Source organism: Streptomyces sp. NPDC088254, from assembly GCF_044740925.1.
In the GTDB taxonomy this organism is placed as follows: Bacteria; Actinomycetota; Actinomycetes; order Streptomycetales; family Streptomycetaceae; genus Streptomyces.
The window spans coordinates 18,958-41,348 of record NZ_JBIURQ010000011.1 but is presented as its reverse complement, the minus strand read 5'-3'; the positions used below and the strand labels follow the sequence as shown (position 1 = coordinate 41,348).

Here is a 22,391-nt window from a genome sequence, read left to right as displayed (position 1 = left end):
CAACGGCTCCCCACCAACAGAGAAGGGCAACGGTCGCCATGGACGCGGACGTCATCGTCGTCGGAGCGGGCCTCGCAGGCCTCGTAGCGGCGCACGAACTCACCAGCAGAGGCCGACGGGTCGCCCTGGTCGACCAGGAGAACGCCGCCAACCTCGGAGGCCAGGCGTTCTGGTCCTTCGGCGGCCTGTTCCTCGTCGACTCGCCGGAGCAGCGGCGTCTCGGCGTCAAGGACTCCCTCGACCTCGCCTGGAACGACTGGCAGGGCAGCGCGCAGTTCGACCGCACCGACGACGAGGACTCCTGGGCGGTGCGCTGGGCGCGCGCCTACGTCGAGTTCGCGGCGGGGGAGAAGCGGTCCTGGCTGGCCGGACACGGCATCAGCTTCCTGCCCACCGTCGGCTGGGCCGAGCGCGGCGACCTGCGCGCCGACGGACACGGCAACTCCGTGCCCCGCTTCCACATCGCCTGGGGCACCGGCACCGGCGTGGTCGAGCCGTTCGTCCACCACGCCAGGCAGGCCGCCGGGGACGGGCTGCTGACCTTCCACCACCGCCACCGCGTCGACGAACTGGTCCTGTCCGACGGCGCCGCCCGCGGCGTGCGCGGCACGGTCCTCGCGCCCGACGACTCGCCACGCGGCGTCGCCTCCAACCGGGACGCGATCGGCGAGTTCGAGCTGACCGCCCAGGCCGTCGTCGTCACCAGCGGCGGCATCGGCGCCAACCACGAGATGGTCCGCCGCCACTGGCCCGAGCGCCTGGGCGCCCCGCCCGCCGAGATGGTCACCGGCGTGCCCGCCTACGTCGACGGCCGCATGCTCGACATCAGCGCCGAGGCCGGCGTACGCCTGGTCAACCGCGACCGCATGTGGCACTACACCGAGGGCCTGCAGAACTGGAACCCGATCTGGCCGGGCCACGGCATCCGCATCCTGCCCGGCCCGTCCTCCCTGTGGTTCGACGCCCTCGGCCGTCGGCTGCCGGACCCCTGCCTGCCCGGCTACGACACCCTCGGCACGCTCCGGCACCTGCGCACCGCCGCCGACCTCGCGGGCCACGACCACTCCTGGTTCGTCCTCACCCGCAAGATCATCGAGAAGGAGTTCGCGCTCTCCGGCTCCGAGCAGAACCCCGACATCACCGCCAAGGACCGCAAGGCGTTCCTGCGCGACCGCGTCCTCGGCAAGGGGGCGCCCGGCCCGGTGCAGGCCTTCGTCGACCAGGGCGCGGACTTCGTCGTCGCCGACACCCTGGACCGGCTCGTGGAGAAGATGAACGCCCTCACGGACAAGGCGCTCATCGACGCCGACGACCTGCGCCGCCAGATCCGCGCCCGCGACCTCCAGATCGCCAATCCCTACACCAAGGACGCCCAGGTGCAGGGCATCCGCAACGCCCGCCGCTACATCGGCGACCGCCTCGGCCGGGTCGCCACCCCGCACCGCGTTCTCGACCCCGAGGCCGGACCGCTCATCGCGGTCAAGCTGCACGTCCTCACCCGCAAGACGCTCGGCGGCATCCAGACCGACCTGGACTCGCGCGCCCTGGGCGCCGACGGCCGGCCGATCGAGGGCCTCTACGCGGCGGGCGAGGTCGCCGGCTTCGGCGGCGGAGGCGTGCACGGCTACAACGCCCTGGAGGGCACCTTCCTCGGAGGCTGCCTCTTCTCCGGCCGCGCGGCGGGCCGGGCGGCGGCGGCCCAGACGGGCTGAGGACGCCAGGGAGAGAACGCGCCTCCCGGGCCGGCCACGCGGCGACGGCCGCGGGCCTCAGCCCAGAAGGCGGACCAGGACGGCGGCGTGGCTGCGGTCCGGCTCCTTCGCCGCCGTCAGCAGCGTCACCGGTCCCGCGCCCGCCAACTCGCGTACGTGAGAGAGGAGCCCGGCCGCCTCCGGGGTGGCCAGCTCCGCCTCGTAGCGGCGGGCGAACTCCTCGTAGGAGCCCTCGCCCGCGTGATACCAGCGGCGCAGCTCCGTCGACGGGGTCATGCCCTTGGGCCACTCGTCCACCCGCGCCGCGTCCTTGGAGACGCCGCGCGGCCACAGCCGGTCGACCAGGACGCGGACGCCGTCGTCCGGCTCGGGCGGGTCGTAGACGCGACGCACGCGGACGCTCACGGGCGAGGCCTTTCGTCGACGGGGACCGTGCCGGGAGCGTACTGCCGCGAACGACTCCGCACGGCTGGCGACGCGGCCGAACTTGACCTGTTGAAGGGGGAAACGGACCCGACGGGTGCCTAGTCTGAGCACGTTTGCTCACACGCCACCCCCAAGGAGCGCACGTGATCCACCCCCGCAGACGCCCCGCCCTTCTGGCGGCCGTACCCCTCGCAGTGACCGCGCTGCTCGCCGCGGCCGACCCGGCCCTCGCGGCCGGCGGCGTGGGCGCGCCCGGCGTCGGCGACCCCTACTTCCCGCTCGCCGGCAACGGCGGCTACCACGTCGACCACTACGACCTCACCCTGAGCTACGACCCCGGCAGCCGGCGCCTCGAAGGCAGAGCCGTCCTCACCGCCCGCGCCACCCAGCGCCTCACCCGCTTCGACCTCGACCTGCGCGGGCTGAAGGTCACCGGCCTGACCGTCGACCGGACCAGGGCCCGGCACCGGCGCGACGGCCAGGAACTCGTCGTCACCCCGCGCCGCGCCCTGCGCGCCGGCGAACGGTTCCGCGTCACCGTCACCTACTCCGGCGTTCCCGGACCGGTCACCGACCCCGACGGCTCCCTCGACGGCTGGATCCCCACCGACGACGGCGCGTTCGTCGCCGGCGAACCCCAGGGCGCCATGACCTGGTTCCCGGCCGACAACCACCCCAAGGACAAGGCGTCGTACGACTTCACGCTCACCGTCCCCGAGGGCCGCACCGCGGTCGCCAACGGCGTCCTCCTCGGCAAGCGCACCGCGCACGGCCGGACGACGTTCCGCTGGCGGCAGACGGAACCCATGGCCGCCTACCTCGCCACCGCCACCATCGGGAAGTTCCAGGTCCAGCAGTTCACCACCCGCGACGGCGTGAAGGTCTACAACGCCGTCGACCCCCGCGAGGCCACCGCCTCCGCACCGGTCCTCCGGCAACTCCCGTCCGTCCTGGACTGGGAGAGCAAACTGTTCGGCCGCTACCCGTTCCGCGCCGCCGGCGCGATCGTGGACCGCGCCCCCCAGGCCGGGTACGCGCTCGAGACCCAGACCCGGCCCGTGTACGACCGCGCGCCCGACATCGCCACCCTCGTCCACGAGAGCGCCCACCAGTGGTTCGGGGACTCCGTCTCCCTCACCTCATGGAAGGACATCTGGCTCAACGAGGGCTTCGCCAGTTACGCGGAATGGCTCTACGCCGAGCAGCACGGCGGGAAGAGCGCCCAGGCCTCCTTCGACGCCCTGTACGCCACCCCGGCGAACGACGACCTGTGGACGTTCCCGCCCGGCGACCCCGGCGACGGCCGGAACATCTTCGACACCCCCGTCTACGCGCGCGGCGCCATGGCCCTGCACGCCCTGCGCACCGCCGTCGGCGACCGCGCGTTCTTCCGCGTCCTGCGTGCCTGGGCGGACCGGCACCGCCACGGCCACGGCACCACCGCCCAGTTCGAACGCCTCGCGGAGCGGGTGTCGGGCAAGGAACTCAGCGGCATCTTGCACACCTGGCTGTACGCTCCCGGCAAGCCGAACATCCGGACGAACTCCCGCTAGAAACTCACCGGTTCCTCATATCTCGCGGCCACCCTCGACCCCAGGACGACGCACCGCACACCCCGGCCGGCGGTTCGAGGGCGGGCTCGGCCGGCCCGCTGAACCGAGAACCGTCGACCTGAGAGGGACACCGCCGCGTGTGCGCACATGTACTGGTCGCCGAGGACGACGCCATGCAGGCCGAGCTCATCCGCCGCTCCCTGCTCGCCGAGGGCCACACCGCCACCGTCGTCCACGACGGCTCCGCCGCCCTGGACGCGGTGCGGCGCGAGAGCCCCGACCTCGTCGTGCTGGATCTGATGCTGCCGGTCATCGACGGCTTCGGCGTCTGCCGGGTGCTGCGCCGGAGCGACGACATCCCGGTGCTGATGCTCACCGCCCGCGCCGCCGAGGAGGACGTCCTGCTCGGCCTGGAACTCGGCGCCGACGACTACATGACCAAGCCGTACAGCCCGCGCGAACTGATGGCCCGCATCCGCACGGTCCTGCGCCGCAGCGGACGGACCGCCGACGGCCGCCGCGAGGCCCCCGTCGTACGGGCCGCGGGCATCGCCGTCGACCCGGAGCGGCACGAGGTGCGCTGCGACGGCGAACCCGTGGACTGCACGCCCGCCGAGTTCCAGATCCTCCTCGCCCTCGCCGGCGAACCCGAACGGGTCTTCTCCCGGCGGCAGTTGCTCCAGTGCACCCGGGGCTTCGACCGCTCCTCCACCGAACGGGCCGTCGACGTGCACATCATGAACCTGCGCCGCAAGATAGAGGCCGACCCGCGCAGACCCGTCCGGCTGCTCACCGTCTTCGGCGTCGGCTACAAACTCAGCGGCGGCCGTGCGTGAAGCGGCGGCGCGACCCGTCCGGCGCCGAGGCCGCAGCCGACGCCGGCGGCGGCGGCCCTTCCCGTACCCGCCGCGCCCGGATACCTCTGCGCAAGCGTCTGCTGGTCCGGCTGCTGATCGCGTCCCAGCTCATCGCCGTGTGCTCGGTCGCGGCGACGGCCTGGCTGGCGGTGGCCACCACCACCCGCGCGCTGCGCGAGGAACAGGGCCAGGCACTCGCCGACGACATGGACATCCTCGCCCGGCTCAGCGGCTACGCGGCCACCCACCCCGACTGGACAGGCGTACGGGCCACCGTGCGCGACCTCTCCGCGCGCACCGGCCGCCGGATCGCCCTGACCACCACCGACCGCACGCCGATCGCCGACTCCGCCCCGCCCGGCGCCTCCCTGCCGCCGCGCGCCGCCGCCACCGTCGACCCACTGCGCACCGACACCTACAGCGAACCGGGCGCGCAGCTCAGCGGGACCGACCCGCGGGTGGTCGGCCCCTACCGGCTCACCTCCGAGGAACGCGCGCGAGTCGACGCCCTGGCCGGCGAACTCCAGGGCTGCTTCACCGGCCACGGCATCGACACCGTCCTCACGCGCACCCCGTCCGGCCGTACGGTCCTCACCGCGACCGACGGCACCGCGCCCGAGTACGTGCCCGAGCGATGCACTGCAGGGCTCTACGACTCACTGACCCGCACGGAGGAGAAGGCGCTGACGGCGCTCCAGCGCCAGGTCGAGCAGTGTCTTGTCCGCGAGGAGCCCGCGTTCGGCAGGCAGTTGTTCCTCGCCCCCGCCCTCACCGGCGGCACACCCCGGACCCCGGGGCCCGGGCCCGGTCTGGTCATGAAGGGCGAGGCCGCCGCGGTGCGCGCGGCCCAGAGCTGTCTGGGGCAGGCCCGCCGCGCCCAACTCGACCCCTACGTCGCCCCGGTCGCCGAACTGTTCCTGGGCGGCGGTGACAGCGCCGCCGGACCCCGCTGGAACATGTCCCCGGCGAACAAGGCGAAGGTCGTGGGCGCGGCCGGGCTGGTCCTCGCGGTCACCGTCGCCGTGACCGCCGTCGTCGCCACCCGGCTGGTGCGGCCCCTGCGCGCCCTCACCGAGGCAGCCCAGCAGCCGCCCGACCGGCATGTCCGGGTCCCCGTCACCACACGGGACGAGACCGGCATCCTCGCCGAGGCCTTCAACGACCTCGCCGAACGCCGCGAACGCCTGGAAGCCCAGCGCAAGGCACTGGTCAGCGATGTCGCGCACGAACTGCGCAGCCCGCTCACCAACATCCGCGGCTGGCTGGAGGTCACCCGCGACGGCCTCGTCGAGCCCGACTCCGAACTGCTCGGGGCGCTGCACGACGAGGCCCTCGTCCTCCAGCGCGTCATCGACGACCTGCGCGACCTCGCCGCGGCCGACGCGGGCACCCTGCGGCTGCACCGGGAGCCCGTCGCCGTCGACGAACTGCTCGCCCAGGTCGCCGCCGCCCACCGGGTCGCCGCCGAGGCGGCGGGCGTCACCCTGCGGACGGGGGCGGAGAGCGGTGGGGCCGGGTGGCTGGACGCCGACCCGGTGCGGCTGCGGCAGGCGCTCGGCAACCTCGTCACCAACGCGGTACGCCACACTCCGCCCGACGGCACGGTCACCCTCACCGGGCGGCGCGACGGCGACCAGGTCGTCCTCGAAGTCGCCGACACCGGCGCCGGCATCGCGCCGGAGGACCTGCCGCACGTCTTCGAGCGGTTCTGGCGCGCGGAGAAGTCACGCAGCCGGCGCACCGGCGGCAGCGGGCTCGGCCTGCCCATCGTCCGCCAGCTGACGGACGCTCACGGGGGATCGGCCGAAGCCGCGAGCACACCGGGCGACGGCAGCGTCTTCACCCTGCGCCTGCCCGCGGCGGCGGCACCCCGCGACGAATAAGACGCGGTCGGCCCGGGGCCCGGCGTGTCGCGGGGTCAGGAGCTTCGTTGCCGGGCGCGGAGACGACGCTTGAGAGCGCGTCGTTCGTTCTCGCTCGTGCCGCCCCAGACGCCGAGGGTCTGGTCGGTCTCCATCGCCCATTCCAGGCACGGTTCTCGCACCGGGCAACGTCGGCAGACCGCCTTGGCCTGTTCCGTCTGCAGCAGTGCCGGGCCCGTGGTGCCGATCGGGAAGAAGAGGTCGGGGTCCTCGCGGCGGCACTCGGCGTGCTGTCGCCAGTCGTCCATGGAAAGTCACCTGCGATCAAAGTCGTGTGCGTTTCCGGAAGAGTTGCTCCCGGATCGGGTGACCGGCCCGGCGGCCGTGAAACAACATCCGCGCGAAGCGCGGGTCACTGCTCCCGCATGCCCCACGGCGAGCCGTACGCCGTCAGCAGGTCCAGGAAGGGCCGGGCGGGGAACGCCTCGGGGCCCAGGACGCCCGCACCCGACCAGACGCCGGAGGCGAGCAGTTCGAGGGCGACGACGGGGTTCACGGCGGTCTGCCACACCACGGCCTGACTGCCGTACTCCGTCATCGACCACTGGTTGTCGACCACGTGGTACAGGTACACCTCGCGCGGCGCGCCGTCCTTCGTCCCCCGCACCCAGGTGCCCGCGCACGTCTTGCCGCGCATGCGCCCGCCCAGCGTCGCCGGGTCGGGCAGACACGCGGCGACGACGTCACGCGGGGAGACCGGCACCGGCCCGCGCACGCTCGGCACGGTCACCGGGGCGGTGCGGTCCAACCCCAGCCGGTGCAGGGTCTTCAGCGTGTCGATGAACTCCTGCCCCAAGCCGTACTTGAAGGTGACCCGGCGGGCGTCCACCCAGCGCGGCACGAGCAGCACCTCCTCGTGCTCCACGTTCACGCACTCGACGGGACCGATGCCCTCCGGGAAGTCGAACACCTCGGGTTCGCTGAACGGTTCGGTGGTGAACCAGCCGCGGTCGGCCTCGTAGACCACCGGGGGGTTCAGGCACTCCTCGATCGTCGTCCAGATGCTGAACGAGGGCGCGAAGTCGAACCCCTCGACGGTGAGGTTCGCGCCGTCGCGGATGCCGATCTCCTCGATGTCGTCGAAGAGTTCGTCGGCGGCGTACCGGGCGAAGACGTCCGACAGGCCGGGCTCCACGCCCATGCCCACCAGCGCCAGCGCGCCGTCCCGCTCCCACTCGGCGGCCCGTGCGAACTGGGCGTCGCCGAGCTTGACCCCGCACTCCCCGTACGGGCGCTCGGGATGCGGGTGCGACAGGGACATGGCCATGTCCACATAGGCGGCGCCTGCCGTGCGCGCCGCCTGGAACAGGGGCATCACGAACCTCGGGTCGGTGGCGTTGAGCAGCACGTCGCAGCGGTGACCGGCGAGCAGCGCGGCCACCGCGTCCTCGTCGCCGGCGTCGACGCGTTCCGCTGAGAAGCGCGCGTCGCCGTCGAGCGCGGCGACCGCGGCGGTGGCGCGGTCGCGGTCGTAGTCGGCGACCACCATCGCCTCGAAGAACGGACGGCGGGCCGCGATCCGGGTGATCGCCGTGCCCACACCGCCGGCGCCCACGAGCAGTACACGCATGACAAGCACTCCTACCGAGAAGTCGACATCTCCACAACCCGGTGAGCCGAGAACTCCGGCCGCCGCACGCCCCGGCCGGCGGCGCCCCGCTCAGCTCCGCAGCGCGTCCGCCGCCGTCGCGGTCACCGCCTGCGCCACCGCCGCCAGCGCGGGGGAATCCAGCTTCCACTGCTGCCAGTACAGCGGAACGTCCAGGAAGCGCCCCGGCGCGAGCGGCGTCAGCCGCCCGGACTCCAGCAGCGAGCCCGCCTGCGCCTCGGGCACCAGTCCCCAGCCGAGTCCCGCCGCCACCGCGTCCACGAAGCCCTCCGAGGTCGGCACGGCGTGCCGGAGGGGCCCCGCGCCGCCCCGGCCGCGCCGCAGCCGTCGTACGAACGTGTCCTGAAGCTCGTCGCTGCGGTCGAGGGTCACCACGGGCGCCCGGGCCAGCCCCTCGGCCAGCGGTACGCCGTCCAGGTGACGCGCGGCGAACTCCGGTCGCGCCGCCGCGATGTAGCGCATCCTGCCCAGCGCCCGCACCGAGCAGCCCGCCACCGCGTCGGGGGAGGAGGTCACAGCCGCCATCACCAGCCCCTTGCGCAGCAGCTCCGCCGTACGCGTCTCGTCCTCGCGATGCAGTTCGAAGGCGAGCGGCGGCTCCTGAGGGACCTTGGCCAGGGCCGGCAGGAACCACGTGGCCAGGGAGTCCGCGTTCACCGCGATCGACACCCGGGTCGGCTCCCCGTCCCCGCTCAGGCCCAGCTCGGAGCGCGTGTCGCGTTCCAGGCGCGCCAGCTGGCGGGCGAACCGCACCACGATCTCCCCGGACTCCGTCGCCCGCACCGGCTTGGTGCGCAGCAGCAACACCCGGCCGGTGCGCTGCTCCAGCGCCTTCACCCGCTGACTGACCGCCGACGGCGTCACGTGCAGCGCGGCGGCGGCCGCGTCGAACGTTCCCTCGTCGACCACCGCGAGCAGCGTCCTTACCTGGTCCAACGGCAGATCCATCATCACGATCGCTAATGATACGTAAGGATCTTTAGCTGTACCTGTGATGTGGGGATCCCTAGCGTGGACGCCATGACCCCCGCTCTCACCGCCGCGGCCGCCGGCTTCGGCACCGGCCTGTCCCTCATCGTCGCGATCGGCGCCCAGAACGCCTTCGTCCTCCGCCAAGGCGTCCGCCGTGACGCCGTCCTGGCCGTCGTCGGCATCTGCGCCCTGTCCGACGCCCTGCTCATCACCCTCGGCGTGGCCGGGGTGGGGGCGCTGGTGGTGGCCTGGCCGAGCGCACTGAAGGTGGTCGGCTGGGCGGGCGGCGCGTTCCTGCTCTGCTACGGGGTCCTCGCCGCGCGCAGGGTGCTGAAGCCGGGCGGCGACGCCCTGCATACGGAGGGGGACGCGGCCGGCTCACGCCGGCGGGCCGTGCTCACCTGCCTCGCGATGACCTGGCTCAACCCGCACGTCTACCTCGACACCGTCTTCCTGCTCGGCACCGTCGCCGCCGACCGCGGCCCGCTGCGCTGGACCTTCGGTCTCGGCGCCGCGCTGGCCAGCCTGTGCTGGTTCGCCGCGCTGGGCTTCGGCGCCCGGCTGCTCGGCCGCTTCCTGGCCCGGCCCGCCGCCTGGCGCGTCCTGGACGGACTCGTCGCCGTCACCATGCTCGGCCTCGGCGCCATGCTCCTCGCGGGCGCCTGAGCCGGCGAAACCCTCGAGCAGCGCGGTCAGATGACCCGGCGCCGATGCATGCCGTACTGCTCCAGCAGCTTGACCCGGGTCGTCTCCAGTCGGTGGGCGAGGATCTCGGCCACGATGCGCACCAGGGACAGGCCGAGCGCCGGGTCCTCCTCGCACAGTGTGAGCACCGGCTGCGCCTCGAACTCGTAGGCGCGCACGCGGCTGAAGGCCTCCGCGCCGAAGTCCCAGTGGTACGGCGGGAAGAGCCAGGACCAGCCGAGCAGATCGCCTGCGCCGAGGGTGGCGACGACGACCCGCTGCACGGTCGTCACCTGCTGGTCGAGCGAGACCGCGCCGGAGCGGATGATCCAGAACCGGTCGGCCCTGCCCCCCGCCTCGAAGATCCGGGAGTCCTCTCGGAAGGACACCTCCCGCGCGAGGGTCATCAGGCGCTGGCGCTGGGGAGGGGGCAGGGCCGACAGCAGTTTCGTCGCTTTGGTCATCTCGGGGGACTCCTCGCCGGCGATGGGCCCGGCCGCTCCGGGCCTTCCGGGTGTACCGGGTGCACCGGGGTGACCGGCTTTCCCTACTGACCATTTCAGCCCGTACACGTGCGGGGAGCACCTCGGCGGACCGGACTTTCCGGCTGCGGGCAAGGAAAAGCCCTGGCTGGACGGGGGAAGCCAGCCAGGGCCGATCAAGGGGTGGTCCGCGGGGGAGTGTGCCCGACCTCGCGAACCACGTATGTATGAACCGTAAACCATCTCGGGGCGGTCAGCGCAAGCCCGAACCCGGTCGCGTGACCCGTTTCACTTCGCGGCGTCTCACACCCCTTACCCACGGACGGCGCGTCTCACTCCGCCTCGCGGGTCACGACGCGGATCGTCTCGAGCTTCGGGTCCGTCGCGTCGGGCAGGTTCATGCCCGCCTCAAGACCGCTGGTCAGGTGTCGCAGCACCGGCTCGGTCAGCCGCTCGCCGGGCAGCACCGCGGGATGCCGGGCGGATACGGGGTGATCATCTCGGCGGCGACCCGGCCGCCCGCCTTCGACACCCGGCACCTGCTCGGCCGGGCCGAAGAACGCGTCCCGCGGCAGCAGCCCCCGCGCCATGCGCAGCCCCTCCGCGCCCGGCACCTCCATCCGCCGCGCGCCTGTTCGCGACCGGGAGGTGAGAACGCCAGCCGCCCCTGGCGGTGGTAGGCGGCGAGGGCTTCCAGAACGGGTGCTCGGGTGTGTTCGGCTGCCATGCCGACCGGGTGTTCCCGCGTGCCCACCCCTCAATCGGCACGGAATGCCTCGCCGCCGGGCCGGGTCAGGGCGTGTCGGGGTGGCGCCCCGGCGTGACGATCTCGTCCAGTACGTCGACCACCGCCTCGTAGGCCAGACCCCGCACGTACGCATCGCGTGCCGCGTCCGGATCGGTCCGGACCAGATCCTCGCTCCGGGTGCGCAAGCCCTTGAGTTCCTCCCGCGCACAGGCCCTCGCCCGCTGAATGCGGCGCAACAGTTCATCCGAGTCCACGACATCCGTCATGACCTCCGCCTACCCAGCCGCGGCGCGTCGATGACCTCATCGATCTCGTGATCCCACCGGAACCGGCAGGTTTGGGCGGCCGCGCTTCGGCCAGCCGAACTGTGGAGGGCAGCGCCGCCCCCCGGGGAGAGGCCGTCGGCACGACCAGGGCGGCCCGGGCCTGCGGGCCGCACCCACGACCGGTCGGCCGCCTCCAGGCGTGGAAGCCGGCGGCGACTGCCCGGGGCGAAGGCCGCGAACGACGCGGGATGACTCGTGTCAGTCGTGTGAGTCGTGTCAGTCGCGGAGCCTCCCGGCCGGGCGACGGGCCCGGCCCACGGCCGCCGCGTACAGCGGCCGCCGTGGCGGCTCACCTCGTGGCCGGTCGTCGCGGTACCGCCGTCACCGACCGTGGTGCGGGCCGTGGCCGGGACCGGCCGGTGGCGGACAACAGAACTCATCAGGACTCATCAGTCGGACGGACTCAGGGAGCGAGAGGATGCGTGCGAAGTACTCGATCGACCGCGTGGACACGTCGGCCGGCACCGGCCGGGACGACCGAGCGGGCCGGTTCCGGCCGGCCGACGTCCGCAGTGCCGTGCGGCGCGCGGTCAGTGGACGGCGCGCGGACACCGGCCGGCCGTACGACGAGGAAGCCCTCTCCGACGCGCTGCTCGTCGCCTCGGAACTCACCACCAACGCCATACTCCACGGCGGCGGCGTCACGGAGTACGACGTCGACGTCGACGGGCCGGCCGTGCGGGTCTCCGTGAGCGACCGCAGCGACCGGCTCCCGGTGGCCGTCGACCCGGTCGACGAACAGGGCCGCCGCCGGTCCGGCGGACGCGGCTGGCCCATCGTCTGCCGACTGGCCCGGGACGTCCGGGTGTCCGACCTGCCCTCCGGCGGCAAGCGCATCACCGCCGTCGTACCTGTCTTCTGACGGGCCGTCGGCTCACCTCACCCGCACGGCCGCGACCGCTCGCCCGGTGCTCTGAACACCTTTCAGAATCACGGAGTTTGTTCCTCCGGGGGTAGGGCAGACGGAGGTTCGTGCTTCGGACCGGAGGCGCGCCAGCGGGAGCGGTACAGCCGTTTCGGGGCGCTTCGCATGCCCCGGCCGACAGCGACCATCCCGTGGTCAGTCCCTGAAATCCTCGTTCAGGAGCGATTCCGCATGCTCATCGACATGTCGACAAGCCGTCCCGTGACACCCGCCCCGACGCCCGCCGCGACCACCACCCCCTCGCGCCGGAACCATGACGACGCTCCCGACACCGCGAGCCGGTTCGCCCGGCTGGCCGCCCTGGAGGAAGGGCCCGAGCGGGACGCCGTCCGCGACGAACTCGTCAAGGCCTGGCTGCCCATGGCCCACCGGATCGCGGGCCGGTTCCGCGACCGGGGCGAGGCGATCGAGGACCTGCGGCAGGTGGCGGCACTCGGCCTGGTGAAGGCCGTCGACCGCTTCGACCCCGAACGAGGGGCCTTCGAGAGCTACGCCGTCCCGACCATCACCGGCGAGATCAAGCGGCACTTCAGGGACCGGATGTGGGCCCTGCGCGTGCCCCGCCGGGTGCAGGAACTGCGCAACAAGGTGCGCCTCGCCCGCCGGGAACTCGCCCAGACGCCCGGCGCCCCCGAGCCCTCGGCCGCCGACATCGCCGCCCACACCGGACTCACCGAGGAAGAGGTCGCGGCCGGCCTGGAGGCGCTGGAGAGCTTCAGCACCCTGTCGCTGGACGCCGAGCTCCAGGCCGGCGACGACGGCTACAGCCTCGTCGACACCCTCGGCGGCCCCGACGCCTCCTACGACGTCGTCGTGGACCGCGAGTCCGCGAAGGAGAGTCTGCGGCGGCTCCCCGAACGCGAACGGGCCATCCTCTACATGCGTTTCTTCGAGGACATGACCCAGAGCCGCATCGCCGACCGCCTGGGCATCTCCCAGATGCACGTCTCCCGCCTCATCAGCCGCAGTTGCGCGATGGTGCGCGAGGAGGCACTCGGCCGCCGTGACGGCCGTGACTGACGCCGCCTCGACGGCCCGCACCGGTCCCGCACCGATCCACATACCGATCCGCTTCACCGATCCGCAAGGAGTGCTCGCATGCTGATGCCCCACCCCGCAGTGCTGCGCAAGCTCGTCGACGAGTACGAGGCGGTGACGGCGGCAGGGCCGGTCGAGGGGAACACCAGGGCGCAGGACCTCGCTTACACGCTGTGCGTCTCCACCGGGACGCGTGACATCACCCTCGCCCTGGAGGCGGCCCGCGGCTGGCTCGCCGCGGCGGCCGAGGCGGACGCCGCGCCCCGCCGGACCACGGAGGACGGGCCCCACGCGTACGCGTGACCGGCCCCTGAGGGTCGTTTCGAGCGCCCCCGCCGCAGCCACTGGCCCTGCGGCGGGGGCGCTTCAGTGTGCGTGACGTGGAGGAGCGGTGACGGACGGGGTGTGCCGGGCCGTCGGCGGGGCATCCGAACGCGGAGTCTTTCAGGGGAGGTTCAGTGATGAACGCGAGTGCCATGGCACGAGGCGGCCGGACGCAGGCCGAGCGGGCGGCGCGGGGGTCGGTCACGAAGGGGGCCGCCAGAGCCGGTCTCACGGCGCGCGGTGTGATCTACCTGCTCGTCGGTCTGCTGGCGCTGCAGATCGCCTTCGGCGAGAACAAGAGCCAGGAGGCGGACCGGCAGGGCGCGCTCGCGGAGATCTCCCAGCGGCCCTTCGGGTCCGTTCTGCTGTGGGCGCTGGGCATCGGCCTCGTCGGCATGGCCCTGTGGCGGCTGTCCGAGGTCGTCTTCGGATCGGTCGGCCCCGAGGGCCGCAAGCCGAAGAAGCGGCTGCTGGCACTGGCCCGGTGTGCCTTCTACTCCTTCGTCGCCTACTCCGTCCTCGCCTTCGCCGCGGGGTCGGGCAGCGGGGGAGGTTCCAGCGACGAGCAGTCCCGTGACGTCACCGCCCGGGTGCTGGAACTGCCCGGCGGTCAGTGGATCGTCGGCGCGGGCGGGATCGGGGTCGTCGTGGCGGGCCTGTGGATCGGCGGCCGGGCCGTGCTGCGCAAGTACCGCGACAAGATGCGCATGGAGCAGATGTCACGGGCGGTGCGCCGCGCGGTGGACGTGACCGGCGTGGGCGGCGGCGCGGCGCGCGGCCTGGTGTTCGCGGCGGCGGGCGTCTTCGCCGTGCGTGCCGCCGTCGACTACCGGGCCGACCAGGCCAAGGGCCTCGACGACACCCTGCGTTCCTTCGCCGACACACCGGCCGGCCCGTGGCTGCTGGCCTGCGTCGCCGCGGGGCTGGTGCTCTTCGGGCTGTTCTCGTTCGCCATGGCCCGCTGGCGCAAGGTCTGAACCCGGCGGTCCCGGGGAACCCGGGAGGAATGAACGAATCCGAGTTCCCGCCGGACGGACGACCCGTGGACATGTACCTCGACCTCCTGCGCGTCCGCATGGACGACGAGGACTACGAGATGCTGCTCAAGGTCGTCGCGCCCGCGCTGCGCGCACTGGACGAGCAATCCCCCGAGACCCTGGACTTCGCGCTGGATCCGCAGGACACCGAGGACCTGCCCCAGGAGATCCGCGACGAGGCCGCCCTGGTCATCGCGACGGCCGTCACCGGCCGTCTCGACAACCAGCTGGTGGAGATCCAGGTCGACGGGACGGGACCGGTCCGGGTGGTCACGGACGCGGCGACCGCCGCCGACCCGGACCGGCTGGCCGAGATCGCCGGCTGCATCCGCCGCCGGCAGAGCGACACCGAGGAACTCCGCGGCATCGCCGCAGCCAGCGGCCTCCCCACGGACTTCTAGACCGGCCCCGCCCCTTTCACCCTCACCCGGACCCGCCCCGGGGCAGCCCCGGCCCGACCGGCGCGACCCCGTCATCTCGGGCCCGCCCGTCGTGAGCCCGCGCGGCCCGCCCGCTGTCCGGCGCCCGCCCTCACCCCGGGCGCCCGGCCCTGGCGGCCGTGGTCCTCCGGTCCCGGGCCGCCCGCCCCGGGCAGGACTCACTCCGGACCCCCACGCCGGACCCCTTTGCCCAGCCGCCCGTCCGTAGCGTCAGGACTGTTCCTGCCGGACGGGCACGCCCAGGGGACGGGCCAGGCCGGTCACCGCTTCGTCCAGGCGTTGCAGGTGGCGCAGCACGCGATCGGTGACCCGGGCGTATCCGGGCGGTGTCGACGTCGTGGGCCTCAGGAGGGAGGCGATGCTCGGCCCGGTCAGCACCTCGGCCTTGCTGTGGTCGTCCTCCACGCGGTCGGCGATCGCGCCCACGTTGTGCAAGATGCGCTGCCCCGCTCCCCGTAGCCGCGGGTCCGCCGCGATCGACGGATGGGTGGGCAGCAGCTCGGCCGTCGCGGCCAGCGAGCGCGCGTGATACGCGCAGGTCTCCAGCAGCGCCACGACGTACCGGGCGGTGTCGCGCCGGGTGCGCAGCGGGGTGACCGGGTGCGTCAGCGGCTGGGTGGCCGCCCTGAGGTCGGCCAGCGCCTGGTCCAGGTCCCGCGCCCGGTCCAGCAGATCCGCGGGCGCGCCCCCGCTCAGCTGGTCCACGGCCGCCGAGGTGACCTCGGTCAGCCGGTCGAGCACCGTCGTCAGCAGCTCGTTCGTACGGCGGTCCGTGCGCACCGGCAGCACCACCGCCGCCGCGACCACCCCGCAGGCCACCCCCACCGCCGTCTCCTCCACCCGCAGCAGCAGCACCGACAGACTGTAGGTGTGCAGCAGCATGTACAGCACGCCCAGCGCCGCGGTCACGAAGAACGACATCAGCGTGTACGACAGCGGCGCCGTGTAGAACATGGCGAACACGCACAGCAGCACCACCGCGAACGCCGTCCACGTGTGGTGTCCGACCAGCGCGGTCAGCCCGATCCCCGCGACCACCCCGAGCACCGTGCCCAGCAGCCGCCGGTAGCCCTTGACCAGGATCTCGCCGGTCGACGCCGTGTTGATGAAGACGATCCAGCAGGTCAGAACGGCCCAGTACCAGTGCTGCGTGGACAGCACCTCGCCCGCGAGGATGGCCAGCGACGACCCCAGCGCGACCTGCACGGCCGCCCGCGTCGTCGGCCGGCGCAGACCGGTGGGCTCGACGGCGGCGTCCCCCGCCTCCTCCGCCCCGCCGATCGCGGCGTCCTCCGCGTCGAGCTCCTCCCGGGAGCGGGCCGTCTCCGGGCTGTCGTCCGACTCGTCCTGCGGTCCGTCCAGCGCGAGCCGCAGCCCGAGCACCGCGCGGGCCGCCTCGCCGACGCCCCGGAAGACGTCCTGCACGGGCGGTGACGCGACCGGCAGGTTCTCCTCGTCGCGGTACCCGAGCAGCCGGTTGCGCACCTGCGCCAGCCCCGTCCCGTCCCGCACGGGATGCCGTACGAGCAGACTGAGCGCCCGCAGATCACGGCGCAGCACGTCCGTCGCCTCCTCCCGCACCGGCAGACGGCCGCTGTCGGGGACCGGCGCCCCCGGCAGGTGCAGGGTGAGGGTGTCCGCGCGTTCGGCGCTGCGCGCCGTCAGCAGCAGCAGCCCCAGCCGCTCGGCGGCGATCTCCGCGTCGGCGACCCGGCGCTGCACCAGCCGTGCCGTCGCCTCGTCGCGGGTGCCCTCCTCCAGCCGGCCCTGGATCATCATGGCCGTCTCGTGCAGCCGGGCGGTGCCCTCGCGCACCTGCGTCAGCGCCTTCTCCACGTCCCCGGGACCGGCGTCCAGCAGCTCGGCCTGGGCGTCGATGAGCTGGGCGAGCCGGGCCCGGAACGCCGTGCGCAACCGGCCGAGGATCCCCGTCGGGGTCTGCGGCACCAGCGCGAAGCGGGCGGTCGCGCTGCACGCGAAGGCGACGCCGATCGTCGCCCAGAACCCGGGCAGAGCGTCCGGCGTCACGCCGACGAACAGCGACATGAAGTAGACCTGGAAGCCGATCAGCCCGAGCGCCGTGCCCCGGTCCCCGAACCGCCGTCCGTAGACCGCGCAGAAGATCAGCGCGACGAAGAAGAGGTCGCCGACGACCGTACGGGAGCTCAGCAGCGCCGCCAGCGTCACGGAGGCCAGCGCGACGGGCAGCCCCAGCGCCAGGGTGACCGCCTGAGGGCCGAGCTGCTTCTCACGGATCGCGAAGGTCGCGACCATCGCCGAGATCGCCCCGGCGACCAGATGCGAGACGTCCCCGCCGGACAGGGAGAGCACGACCAGCGTGAGGGCGATCGCGCCGACCGTCCGCAGCCCCGCGGCCAGCCGCAGCAGTCCCGGGTCGGACGCCACGACCCGGTCCCGCCATCTCACCCCGAGGGACCGGGGCCCCGTCGCCGCCACCGCTGTCGTCGCCGCTGCCCTCACGCCGCCGTACTCTCTCCCGTCCCCGCTCGTCGTGCTCGTCCCGCCTCGCCGTTCAGCCGTTCAGGCCGCTCCTCAGCCGGCCTCGGACCTCGTCGCTTCCACGTGCGCCCGCACCTGCTCCGGCGTCAGGTAGCTGTCCGTGTACTCGAAGTCCTTCAGCCTGGCCGGGCGCCGGGCCTGGAAGCCCGTGCGGACGAAATCGTCGCCCGCGAGCGCGTTGAGCGTCCAGTTCGTCAGCACCCGCGCCTTGGCCACACCCGTGCGCAGCGCCATCCAGTGGTAACCGCGGGCGACGACCTGCGCCGGCAGCCCCCGCAGCTCCACGCCCATCGGCTTGGACACGGCGTCGGTGCCGCCCAGGTCCACGACCAGCCCGAGATCCTTGTGCACGTACGGCTTCAGCTCCCGGCCCCGCAGCGCCGCCATGACGTTGTCGGCGACGGCCGTGCCCTGCCGCATCGCGTGCTGCGCGGTCGGCGGGCACACCGCCCCCTCCTCGCCCTTGGCCTCGTCGGGCACCGCGGCTGCGTCGCCGAGCGCGAACACCCCGTCGTGACCCGGCAGGCACATCTCGGGGGTGACCGCGAGCCGGCCGCGAACGGTCTCCGCGCCCAGAGTCGCGATGAGCGGGCTCGCCACCACGCCGGCCGTCCAGATCAGCGTGCGGGTCGGCACCACCCGCCCGTCGGTGAAGGTGACCTCCTCCGGCCCCGCCTTGGCGATGGACACGCCGAGCGAGACCTCGATCCCGCGCTTGCGCAGCACCTCCTGCGCGCTGCGGCCGAGCTTGTCGCCGAGCTCCGGCATCAGCTTCGGGGCGATGTCGATCAGATGCCACTTGATCAGGCTCGGGTCGAGGTTGGGGTAGCGCTTGACCGCGTTGTGGGTGAGCAGCTGGAGGCAGGCCGCGGTCTCGGTGCCGGCGTAACCGCCGCCCACGACCACGAACTGCAGCCGCGACGCCCGCTCGACGGGGTCGTGGCTCGCGTCGGCCAGGTCCAGCTGGGAGATGACGTGGTCGCGGATGTAGGCGGCCTCCGCGAGCGTCTTCATTCCGAAGGCGTGCTCGGTCAGCCCCGGGATGTCGAAAGTGCGGGTGACGCTGCCGGGAGCCAGCACGATGTAGTCGTAGGGCTCGTCGACGATCTCGTCGGTGATGGTGCGGATGACGCAGACCTTCGACTTCAGGTCCACGCCGATGGCGCCGCCCGGGATGATCCGGGTGCGGTACTTCTTGCTGCGGCGCAGCGACACGGCGATCGACTGGGGGGTCAGCACCCCGGAGGCGACCTGCGGCAGCAGCGGCAGATAGAGCTGGTAGCTGAACGGCGTCACCAAAGTGATCTCGGCCTCGCCGGGGGAGAGCTTGCGTTCCAGACGCCGAACGCACCCCACTCCCGCGAAGCCCGCGCCCACCACCAGGATCCTGGGTCGTGTCACGATGTCCATCCCTTTCTGCGGCTCCGGGCGGTCTTCCTCGACGTCATGCGCGTTCCCACCGGACGGCGCTTCGCACCTCGCCGATCGATCCCACCGCGACCGTAGTGCTCGCGCCAGTGGAGCGGGGCATGCAGACGAACGTTTTGCCGATTCTCCTCCCGAGGTCCACCGCCGCATCCCGACCGCGCCCTTCACGGGCCCTCGGGCGCGTCCGTCAGGACCCCGTGGACACCGTCGCCGTCGCCGTACGGCTGTCGATGTGGGACAGCAGCAGGCATACGTCGTCGTCGCGCTCGGAGTCGCTCAGCAACGGGTGCAGGATGCGCTCCGCCGAACCGCGCAGATCCGCGTCCAGCTCCTCGGTGCGGAACGACCCGAGCGCCGCCGCGAGCCGCTCGATGCCCGGGTCTATGCCCTGCGCACGCCGCTCGACCAGACCGTCCGTGTACAGCGCCAGCGTCGTGCCGGGCGCGAGGGGCTCGGTGTGGTCGGCGATCTCCTGGCGCAGCGGGATGCCCAGCATCGCCCCCGGCTTGGCGTCCAGCGTGCGCACCCGGCCGTCCGGCTCCCGCAGCACCGGCGGCGGATGTCCGGCGGCTGCCCAGGTCAGCACCGGGTCGCCGGGCGTGAAACGGGCGATCACCGCCGTCGCATACAGGTCGGGCTGGAGATGGTGCAGGAAGGTGTGCAGCCGGGTCAGCAGCACGCCGGGGCTGCCGCCGTCGACGGCGTAGGCGCGCAGCGCGGTGCGCAGCTGGCTCATCATCACCGCCGCGTGCAGCCCGTGCCCGGTCACGTCGCCGATGACGGTGATCAGGGAGCCGTCCGGCTGCCGGAACGCGTCGTACCAGTCGCCGCCGATGTTCAGCCCGTACGTCGCCGGCAGGTAGTGCGCCGACAGGTTCAGGCCCTCGATGGTCGGCAACTGCGTCAGCAGCGCGTGCTGGAGGGTCTCGGCGATGTCCCGGTTGTGCTCGAAGCGCCGGGCGTTCTCCAGCGCGGTGCTGGCCCGCCGGGTCAGCTCGATCAGCATCACCGCGTCGTCCGGGTCCCAGCGCTCGCCGGGCGGCGTCAGCGTCAGCACGCCCAGCGGGGTGTGCCGGGTGAGCAACGGGATGCACAGCACGGGCGTGCCGGGGTCCGTCGCCGACGGCGGCAGATCGTCCACGCCGGGCAGCCCGCCGGGGTGGTCGGCCGCGTACTGGGGCCGTCCGGTGCGACCCGCGATCACCGCCGCCGCGGCGGACGACGAAGTCCCCGGGGCCGGCGGATGCCGGTCGTCCTCGGCGTCGAAGAGCCACACGTCGACCGTGCGCGCGTACTCCGGGACCAGCAGCTCGGGCAGCCGGCGCACGATCTCCTCGTGGTTCAGGGACGCCGTCAGCGCCGCGCTGGCGTCCGCGAGGAAGGTCAGCCGGCGCCGGGCGCTCTCCGCCTCCTGGCGCGCCGCGCGCTCCGCCGCGAAGGCCTCCCGCTGCGCCCGCCCGGCCGCGTCCAGCTCGGCGTGCAGCGCCAGGACGCCCTGGTTGGTCTGGTGCAGCTCCTCCCGGTGGAAGAGCACCAGCTCCTCCTGCTCGGCGAGTCTGTCCAGCACGACGGCGGTGTCCTCGTCCGCGCCGAGCAGGGCCTCGGCGAGGACCGCCGGGTCGGCGGCCACCCCGTGGAAGACCGAGGCGTCGGCCGGCTCGGGACAGGGCACGGTGATGTGCCACGGCGGCTCCCCGGCGGCGGGGGAGGAGTCGATCTCGGCGCGCAGCACGTCCGCCGACGTCTCCAGGGTGAACCGCCACACGCCGCCCTTCGTCAGACACTGGCGCAGCCGCCCGCTGAGCTCGCTCGCCAGCCGGGTGCGCTCCAGCGGGGCGACGCCGAACGCGGCGGCCAGGCGCGCGGTGGCGATCCGCGCGCGGGCCGCGTCGGTGACGGTGGTGATCTGCCAGGTACGCATCATGGGCGGTCCGGCGGGGTCGGGGACAGGACGGCCACGGCGGTGTCGTCACGCACCGGGCGGGCGGAGCTGCTGGCGTCGCGCACGATCACCGCGGCGACGACCGCCGGGTCCATGGCGGGCAGCCGTGGGTCGCACGGCGGCGTCCAGCGGCTGGGCAGACCGTCGCTGTGCAGCACGAGGAGCCGGTCCGCCCCCCAGGCCGCCTCGGTCTCGGGCAGCGACGTGGGGCGGTGGACGCCCGCTATGCCCGGCCGGGACAGCAGATGCCGCCAGTTGTCGCCCTCCCGCAGCCGCGCCCCCACGTTGCCGATGCCGGCGAACCACAGCCGCCCGGCCCGCAGGTCGAGCTGGGCCAGCGCGACCGCCGCGCCGCGGGTGCCGCGCAGCGCGGCGTCCAGGCGGCCCAGCATCTCGGCCGGGCGCAGACGGGCCGAACGGTGCAGCTCCTCGACCGCCGCGCTCGACGCGCGGGCGGCCCCCGGGCCGTGGCCCAGGCCGTCGGCCAGCATCAGCGTCAGCCGGTCCTCGGCGCGCACGAAGGTCCAGGCGTCGCCCGAGAAGTCGTTCCCTGCGAACGGGACGTTCACCCCGCCGGCCCGGGCCGGCACCGGCTCACACGTGTGCGTATTCGGCCGGCTCGCGCCGACCCGGGCCAGCGCGACCGTGCCGCGGCCCGGGAGGCTGTGCAGCTCGAAGTCGTCGGCCACCCGCCGGCAGGTGCCCAGGCCCGCGCCCAGCGAGCCGGCCGTGGAGAAGCCGTCGCCGGACGCGGCGCCGACGTCCGCGATGCCCGGCCCGTGGTCCACGGCCGCGATCTGCACGACGCCGCCCGCGCGGCCGGTGGGCGGCGCCACCACGTCGACGAGCAGCTGACCGCCGCCGCCGTGCTTGAGCAGGTTGGTGGCCAGCTCCGTCGCCACCAGCGCGGCGGCCGCCGCACGCGACTCGTCGAGCCGCGCGAGGGCGGTCGCCTCCTCGGCGGCCACCCGGGCGTCGCGCACCCGCGTCGAGTCGTGCACGGGGACCTCCCACACCCGGGGCATCAGACCTCCTCGCGCTGGCGGGGCGGCCGGGCCGCCCACGAGGTCACCGTGACCGTCGTGCCCGAGCCGGGCGTGCTGTCGATGGCGAAGTCGTGCACCAGCCGCTTCGCCCCGCCCAGCCCCATGCCCAGGCCGCCGCCGGAGGTGAAGCCGTCGCTCAGCGCCCGCTCCACGTCGGCGATGCCGGGCCCCTGGTCGGAGAAGACCAGCCGCAGCCCCTGCACCCGCCCCTCGGCGACGCGCATGGTCTCCACCTCGCCGCCCCCGCCGTAGACGAGCGTGTTGCGGGCGAGTTCGCTGGCCGCGGTGACCAGCTTGGTCTGCTCGACCAGACTGAAGCCGAGCGCGGCGGCGGCCTGCCGCACATGCTGCCGTACCCACGCCAGATCCATGTCGGAGCGGATCGGCAGGCGGGCCTCGA

Annotated in this window: 21 protein-coding genes and 1 pseudogene; 10 read left to right on the top strand and 12 right to left on the bottom strand. The window is 73.5% G+C overall.

All coding sequences use genetic code 11. The features are described 5' to 3' along the window. Positions 1-38: 38 nt before the first annotated feature. Positions 39-1,712: an FAD-binding dehydrogenase gene (locus ACIOC0_RS29305; protein ID WP_402158758.1), complete on the top strand. Its 1,674-nt coding sequence runs from the start codon at positions 39-41 to the stop codon at positions 1,710-1,712. Positions 1,713-1,769: 57 nt separating this feature from the next. Here the strand turns inward: ACIOC0_RS29305 and ACIOC0_RS29300 are convergent, their stop codons facing one another. Further along, complete coding sequence (locus tag ACIOC0_RS29300) at positions 1,770-2,117, bottom strand: DUF488 domain-containing protein (RefSeq protein WP_402158757.1); 348 nt, start codon at positions 2,115-2,117, stop codon at positions 1,770-1,772. Positions 2,118-2,281: 164 nt separating this feature from the next. Here ACIOC0_RS29300 and ACIOC0_RS29295 point away from each other — a divergent pair, with 164 nt between their 5' ends. The 3 genes from ACIOC0_RS29295 (at position 2,282) to ACIOC0_RS29285 (ending at position 6,431) form a co-directional block, all read left to right on the top strand. Beyond that, positions 2,282-3,691 (top strand): M1 family metallopeptidase, encoded by a 1,410-nt coding sequence (locus tag ACIOC0_RS29295; protein ID WP_402158756.1) that lies wholly within the window; start codon positions 2,282-2,284, stop codon positions 3,689-3,691. A 137-nt stretch (positions 3,692-3,828) separates the two neighbouring features. Next, complete coding sequence (locus ACIOC0_RS29290) at positions 3,829-4,527, top strand: response regulator (RefSeq protein WP_402158755.1); 699 nt, start codon at positions 3,829-3,831, stop codon at positions 4,525-4,527. Positions 4,528-4,628: 101 nt separating this feature from the next. Beyond that, entirely contained in the window at positions 4,629-6,431 is a 1,803-nt protein-coding gene (locus ACIOC0_RS29285; RefSeq protein ID WP_402159063.1) for a sensor histidine kinase, read from the top strand. A gap of 35 nt (positions 6,432-6,466) precedes the next feature. On the opposite strand, the gene ACIOC0_RS29280 is transcribed toward ACIOC0_RS29285, so the two are convergent. The 3 genes from ACIOC0_RS29280 to ACIOC0_RS29270 all read right to left on the bottom strand — a co-directional run bounded on the left by ACIOC0_RS29280 (position 6,467) and on the right by ACIOC0_RS29270 (position 9,030). Next, positions 6,467-6,718 (bottom strand): WhiB family transcriptional regulator, encoded by a 252-nt coding sequence (locus ACIOC0_RS29280; RefSeq protein ID WP_402158754.1) that lies wholly within the window; start codon positions 6,716-6,718, stop codon positions 6,467-6,469. 104 nt (positions 6,719-6,822) lie between these two features. Then, positions 6,823-8,040, bottom strand: a complete 1,218-nt coding sequence (locus ACIOC0_RS29275; protein WP_402158753.1) for a saccharopine dehydrogenase family protein — start codon at positions 8,038-8,040, stop codon at positions 6,823-6,825. A gap of 90 nt (positions 8,041-8,130) precedes the next feature. After that, positions 8,131-9,030, bottom strand: coding sequence for a LysR family transcriptional regulator ArgP (locus ACIOC0_RS29270; protein ID WP_402159062.1), 900 nt, complete (start codon positions 9,028-9,030; stop codon positions 8,131-8,133). A 69-nt stretch (positions 9,031-9,099) separates the two neighbouring features. On the opposite strand from ACIOC0_RS29270, the gene ACIOC0_RS29265 reads away from it, so the two are divergent. Then, positions 9,100-9,717: a LysE/ArgO family amino acid transporter gene (locus ACIOC0_RS29265; RefSeq protein WP_402158752.1), complete on the top strand. Its 618-nt coding sequence runs from the start codon at positions 9,100-9,102 to the stop codon at positions 9,715-9,717. 26 nt (positions 9,718-9,743) lie between these two features. On the opposite strand, the gene ACIOC0_RS29260 is transcribed toward ACIOC0_RS29265, so the two are convergent. The 3 genes and pseudogenes from ACIOC0_RS29260 to ACIOC0_RS29250 all read right to left on the bottom strand — a co-directional run bounded on the left by ACIOC0_RS29260 (position 9,744) and on the right by ACIOC0_RS29250 (position 11,231). Then, entirely contained in the window at positions 9,744-10,199 is a 456-nt protein-coding gene (locus ACIOC0_RS29260; protein ID WP_402158751.1) for a cyclic nucleotide-binding domain-containing protein, read from the bottom strand. 350 nt (positions 10,200-10,549) lie between these two features. Further along, positions 10,550-10,846, bottom strand: a pseudogene (locus ACIOC0_RS29255) (ornithine decarboxylase); the annotation flags it as partial. 163 nt (positions 10,847-11,009) lie between these two features. Beyond that, complete coding sequence (locus tag ACIOC0_RS29250; protein ID WP_402158750.1) at positions 11,010-11,231, bottom strand: hypothetical protein; 222 nt, start codon at positions 11,229-11,231, stop codon at positions 11,010-11,012. 478 nt (positions 11,232-11,709) lie between these two features. On the opposite strand from ACIOC0_RS29250, the gene ACIOC0_RS29245 reads away from it, so the two are divergent. The 5 genes from ACIOC0_RS29245 to ACIOC0_RS29225 all read left to right on the top strand — a co-directional run bounded on the left by ACIOC0_RS29245 (position 11,710) and on the right by ACIOC0_RS29225 (position 15,016). Further along, complete coding sequence (locus tag ACIOC0_RS29245) at positions 11,710-12,153, top strand: ATP-binding protein (RefSeq protein ID WP_402158749.1); 444 nt, start codon at positions 11,710-11,712, stop codon at positions 12,151-12,153. 234 nt (positions 12,154-12,387) lie between these two features. After that, complete coding sequence (locus ACIOC0_RS29240; RefSeq protein WP_402158748.1) at positions 12,388-13,236, top strand: SigB/SigF/SigG family RNA polymerase sigma factor; 849 nt, start codon at positions 12,388-12,390, stop codon at positions 13,234-13,236. Between the two features lie 78 nt (positions 13,237-13,314). Then, positions 13,315-13,557, top strand: coding sequence for a DUF5133 domain-containing protein (locus ACIOC0_RS29235; RefSeq protein WP_351336923.1), 243 nt, complete (start codon positions 13,315-13,317; stop codon positions 13,555-13,557). Between the two features lie 158 nt (positions 13,558-13,715). Next, positions 13,716-14,555 (top strand): DUF1206 domain-containing protein, encoded by an 840-nt coding sequence (locus tag ACIOC0_RS29230; RefSeq protein ID WP_402158747.1) that lies wholly within the window; start codon positions 13,716-13,718, stop codon positions 14,553-14,555. Between the two features lie 29 nt (positions 14,556-14,584). Beyond that, positions 14,585-15,016, top strand: coding sequence for a hypothetical protein (locus ACIOC0_RS29225; RefSeq protein ID WP_351096467.1), 432 nt, complete (start codon positions 14,585-14,587; stop codon positions 15,014-15,016). 249 nt (positions 15,017-15,265) lie between these two features. Here the strand turns inward: ACIOC0_RS29225 and ACIOC0_RS29220 are convergent, their stop codons facing one another. The 5 genes from ACIOC0_RS29220 to ACIOC0_RS29200 form a co-directional block, all read right to left on the bottom strand. Beyond that, the gene (locus tag ACIOC0_RS29220) at positions 15,266-17,512 is read right to left on the bottom strand and encodes an FUSC family protein (RefSeq protein ID WP_402159061.1); all 2,247 of its coding nucleotides are present in this window, start codon (positions 17,510-17,512) and stop codon (positions 15,266-15,268) included. 96 nt (positions 17,513-17,608) lie between these two features. Continuing rightward, positions 17,609-18,985, bottom strand: a complete 1,377-nt coding sequence (locus tag ACIOC0_RS29215) for an NAD(P)/FAD-dependent oxidoreductase (RefSeq protein WP_402158746.1) — start codon at positions 18,983-18,985, stop codon at positions 17,609-17,611. Positions 18,986-19,190: 205 nt separating this feature from the next. Next, positions 19,191-20,927, bottom strand: a complete 1,737-nt coding sequence (locus tag ACIOC0_RS29210) for a PP2C family protein-serine/threonine phosphatase (protein ID WP_402158745.1) — start codon at positions 20,925-20,927, stop codon at positions 19,191-19,193. Then, entirely contained in the window at positions 20,924-21,970 is a 1,047-nt protein-coding gene (locus ACIOC0_RS29205) for a SpoIIE family protein phosphatase (protein ID WP_402158744.1), read from the bottom strand. The genes ACIOC0_RS29210 and ACIOC0_RS29205 overlap by 4 nt, the downstream gene beginning before the upstream one ends. Then, positions 21,970-22,362 (bottom strand): anti-sigma regulatory factor, encoded by a 393-nt coding sequence (locus ACIOC0_RS29200; RefSeq protein WP_402159060.1) that lies wholly within the window; start codon positions 22,360-22,362, stop codon positions 21,970-21,972. The genes ACIOC0_RS29205 and ACIOC0_RS29200 overlap by 1 nt, the downstream gene beginning before the upstream one ends. Between the last annotated feature and the right edge of the window lie 29 nt (positions 22,363-22,391).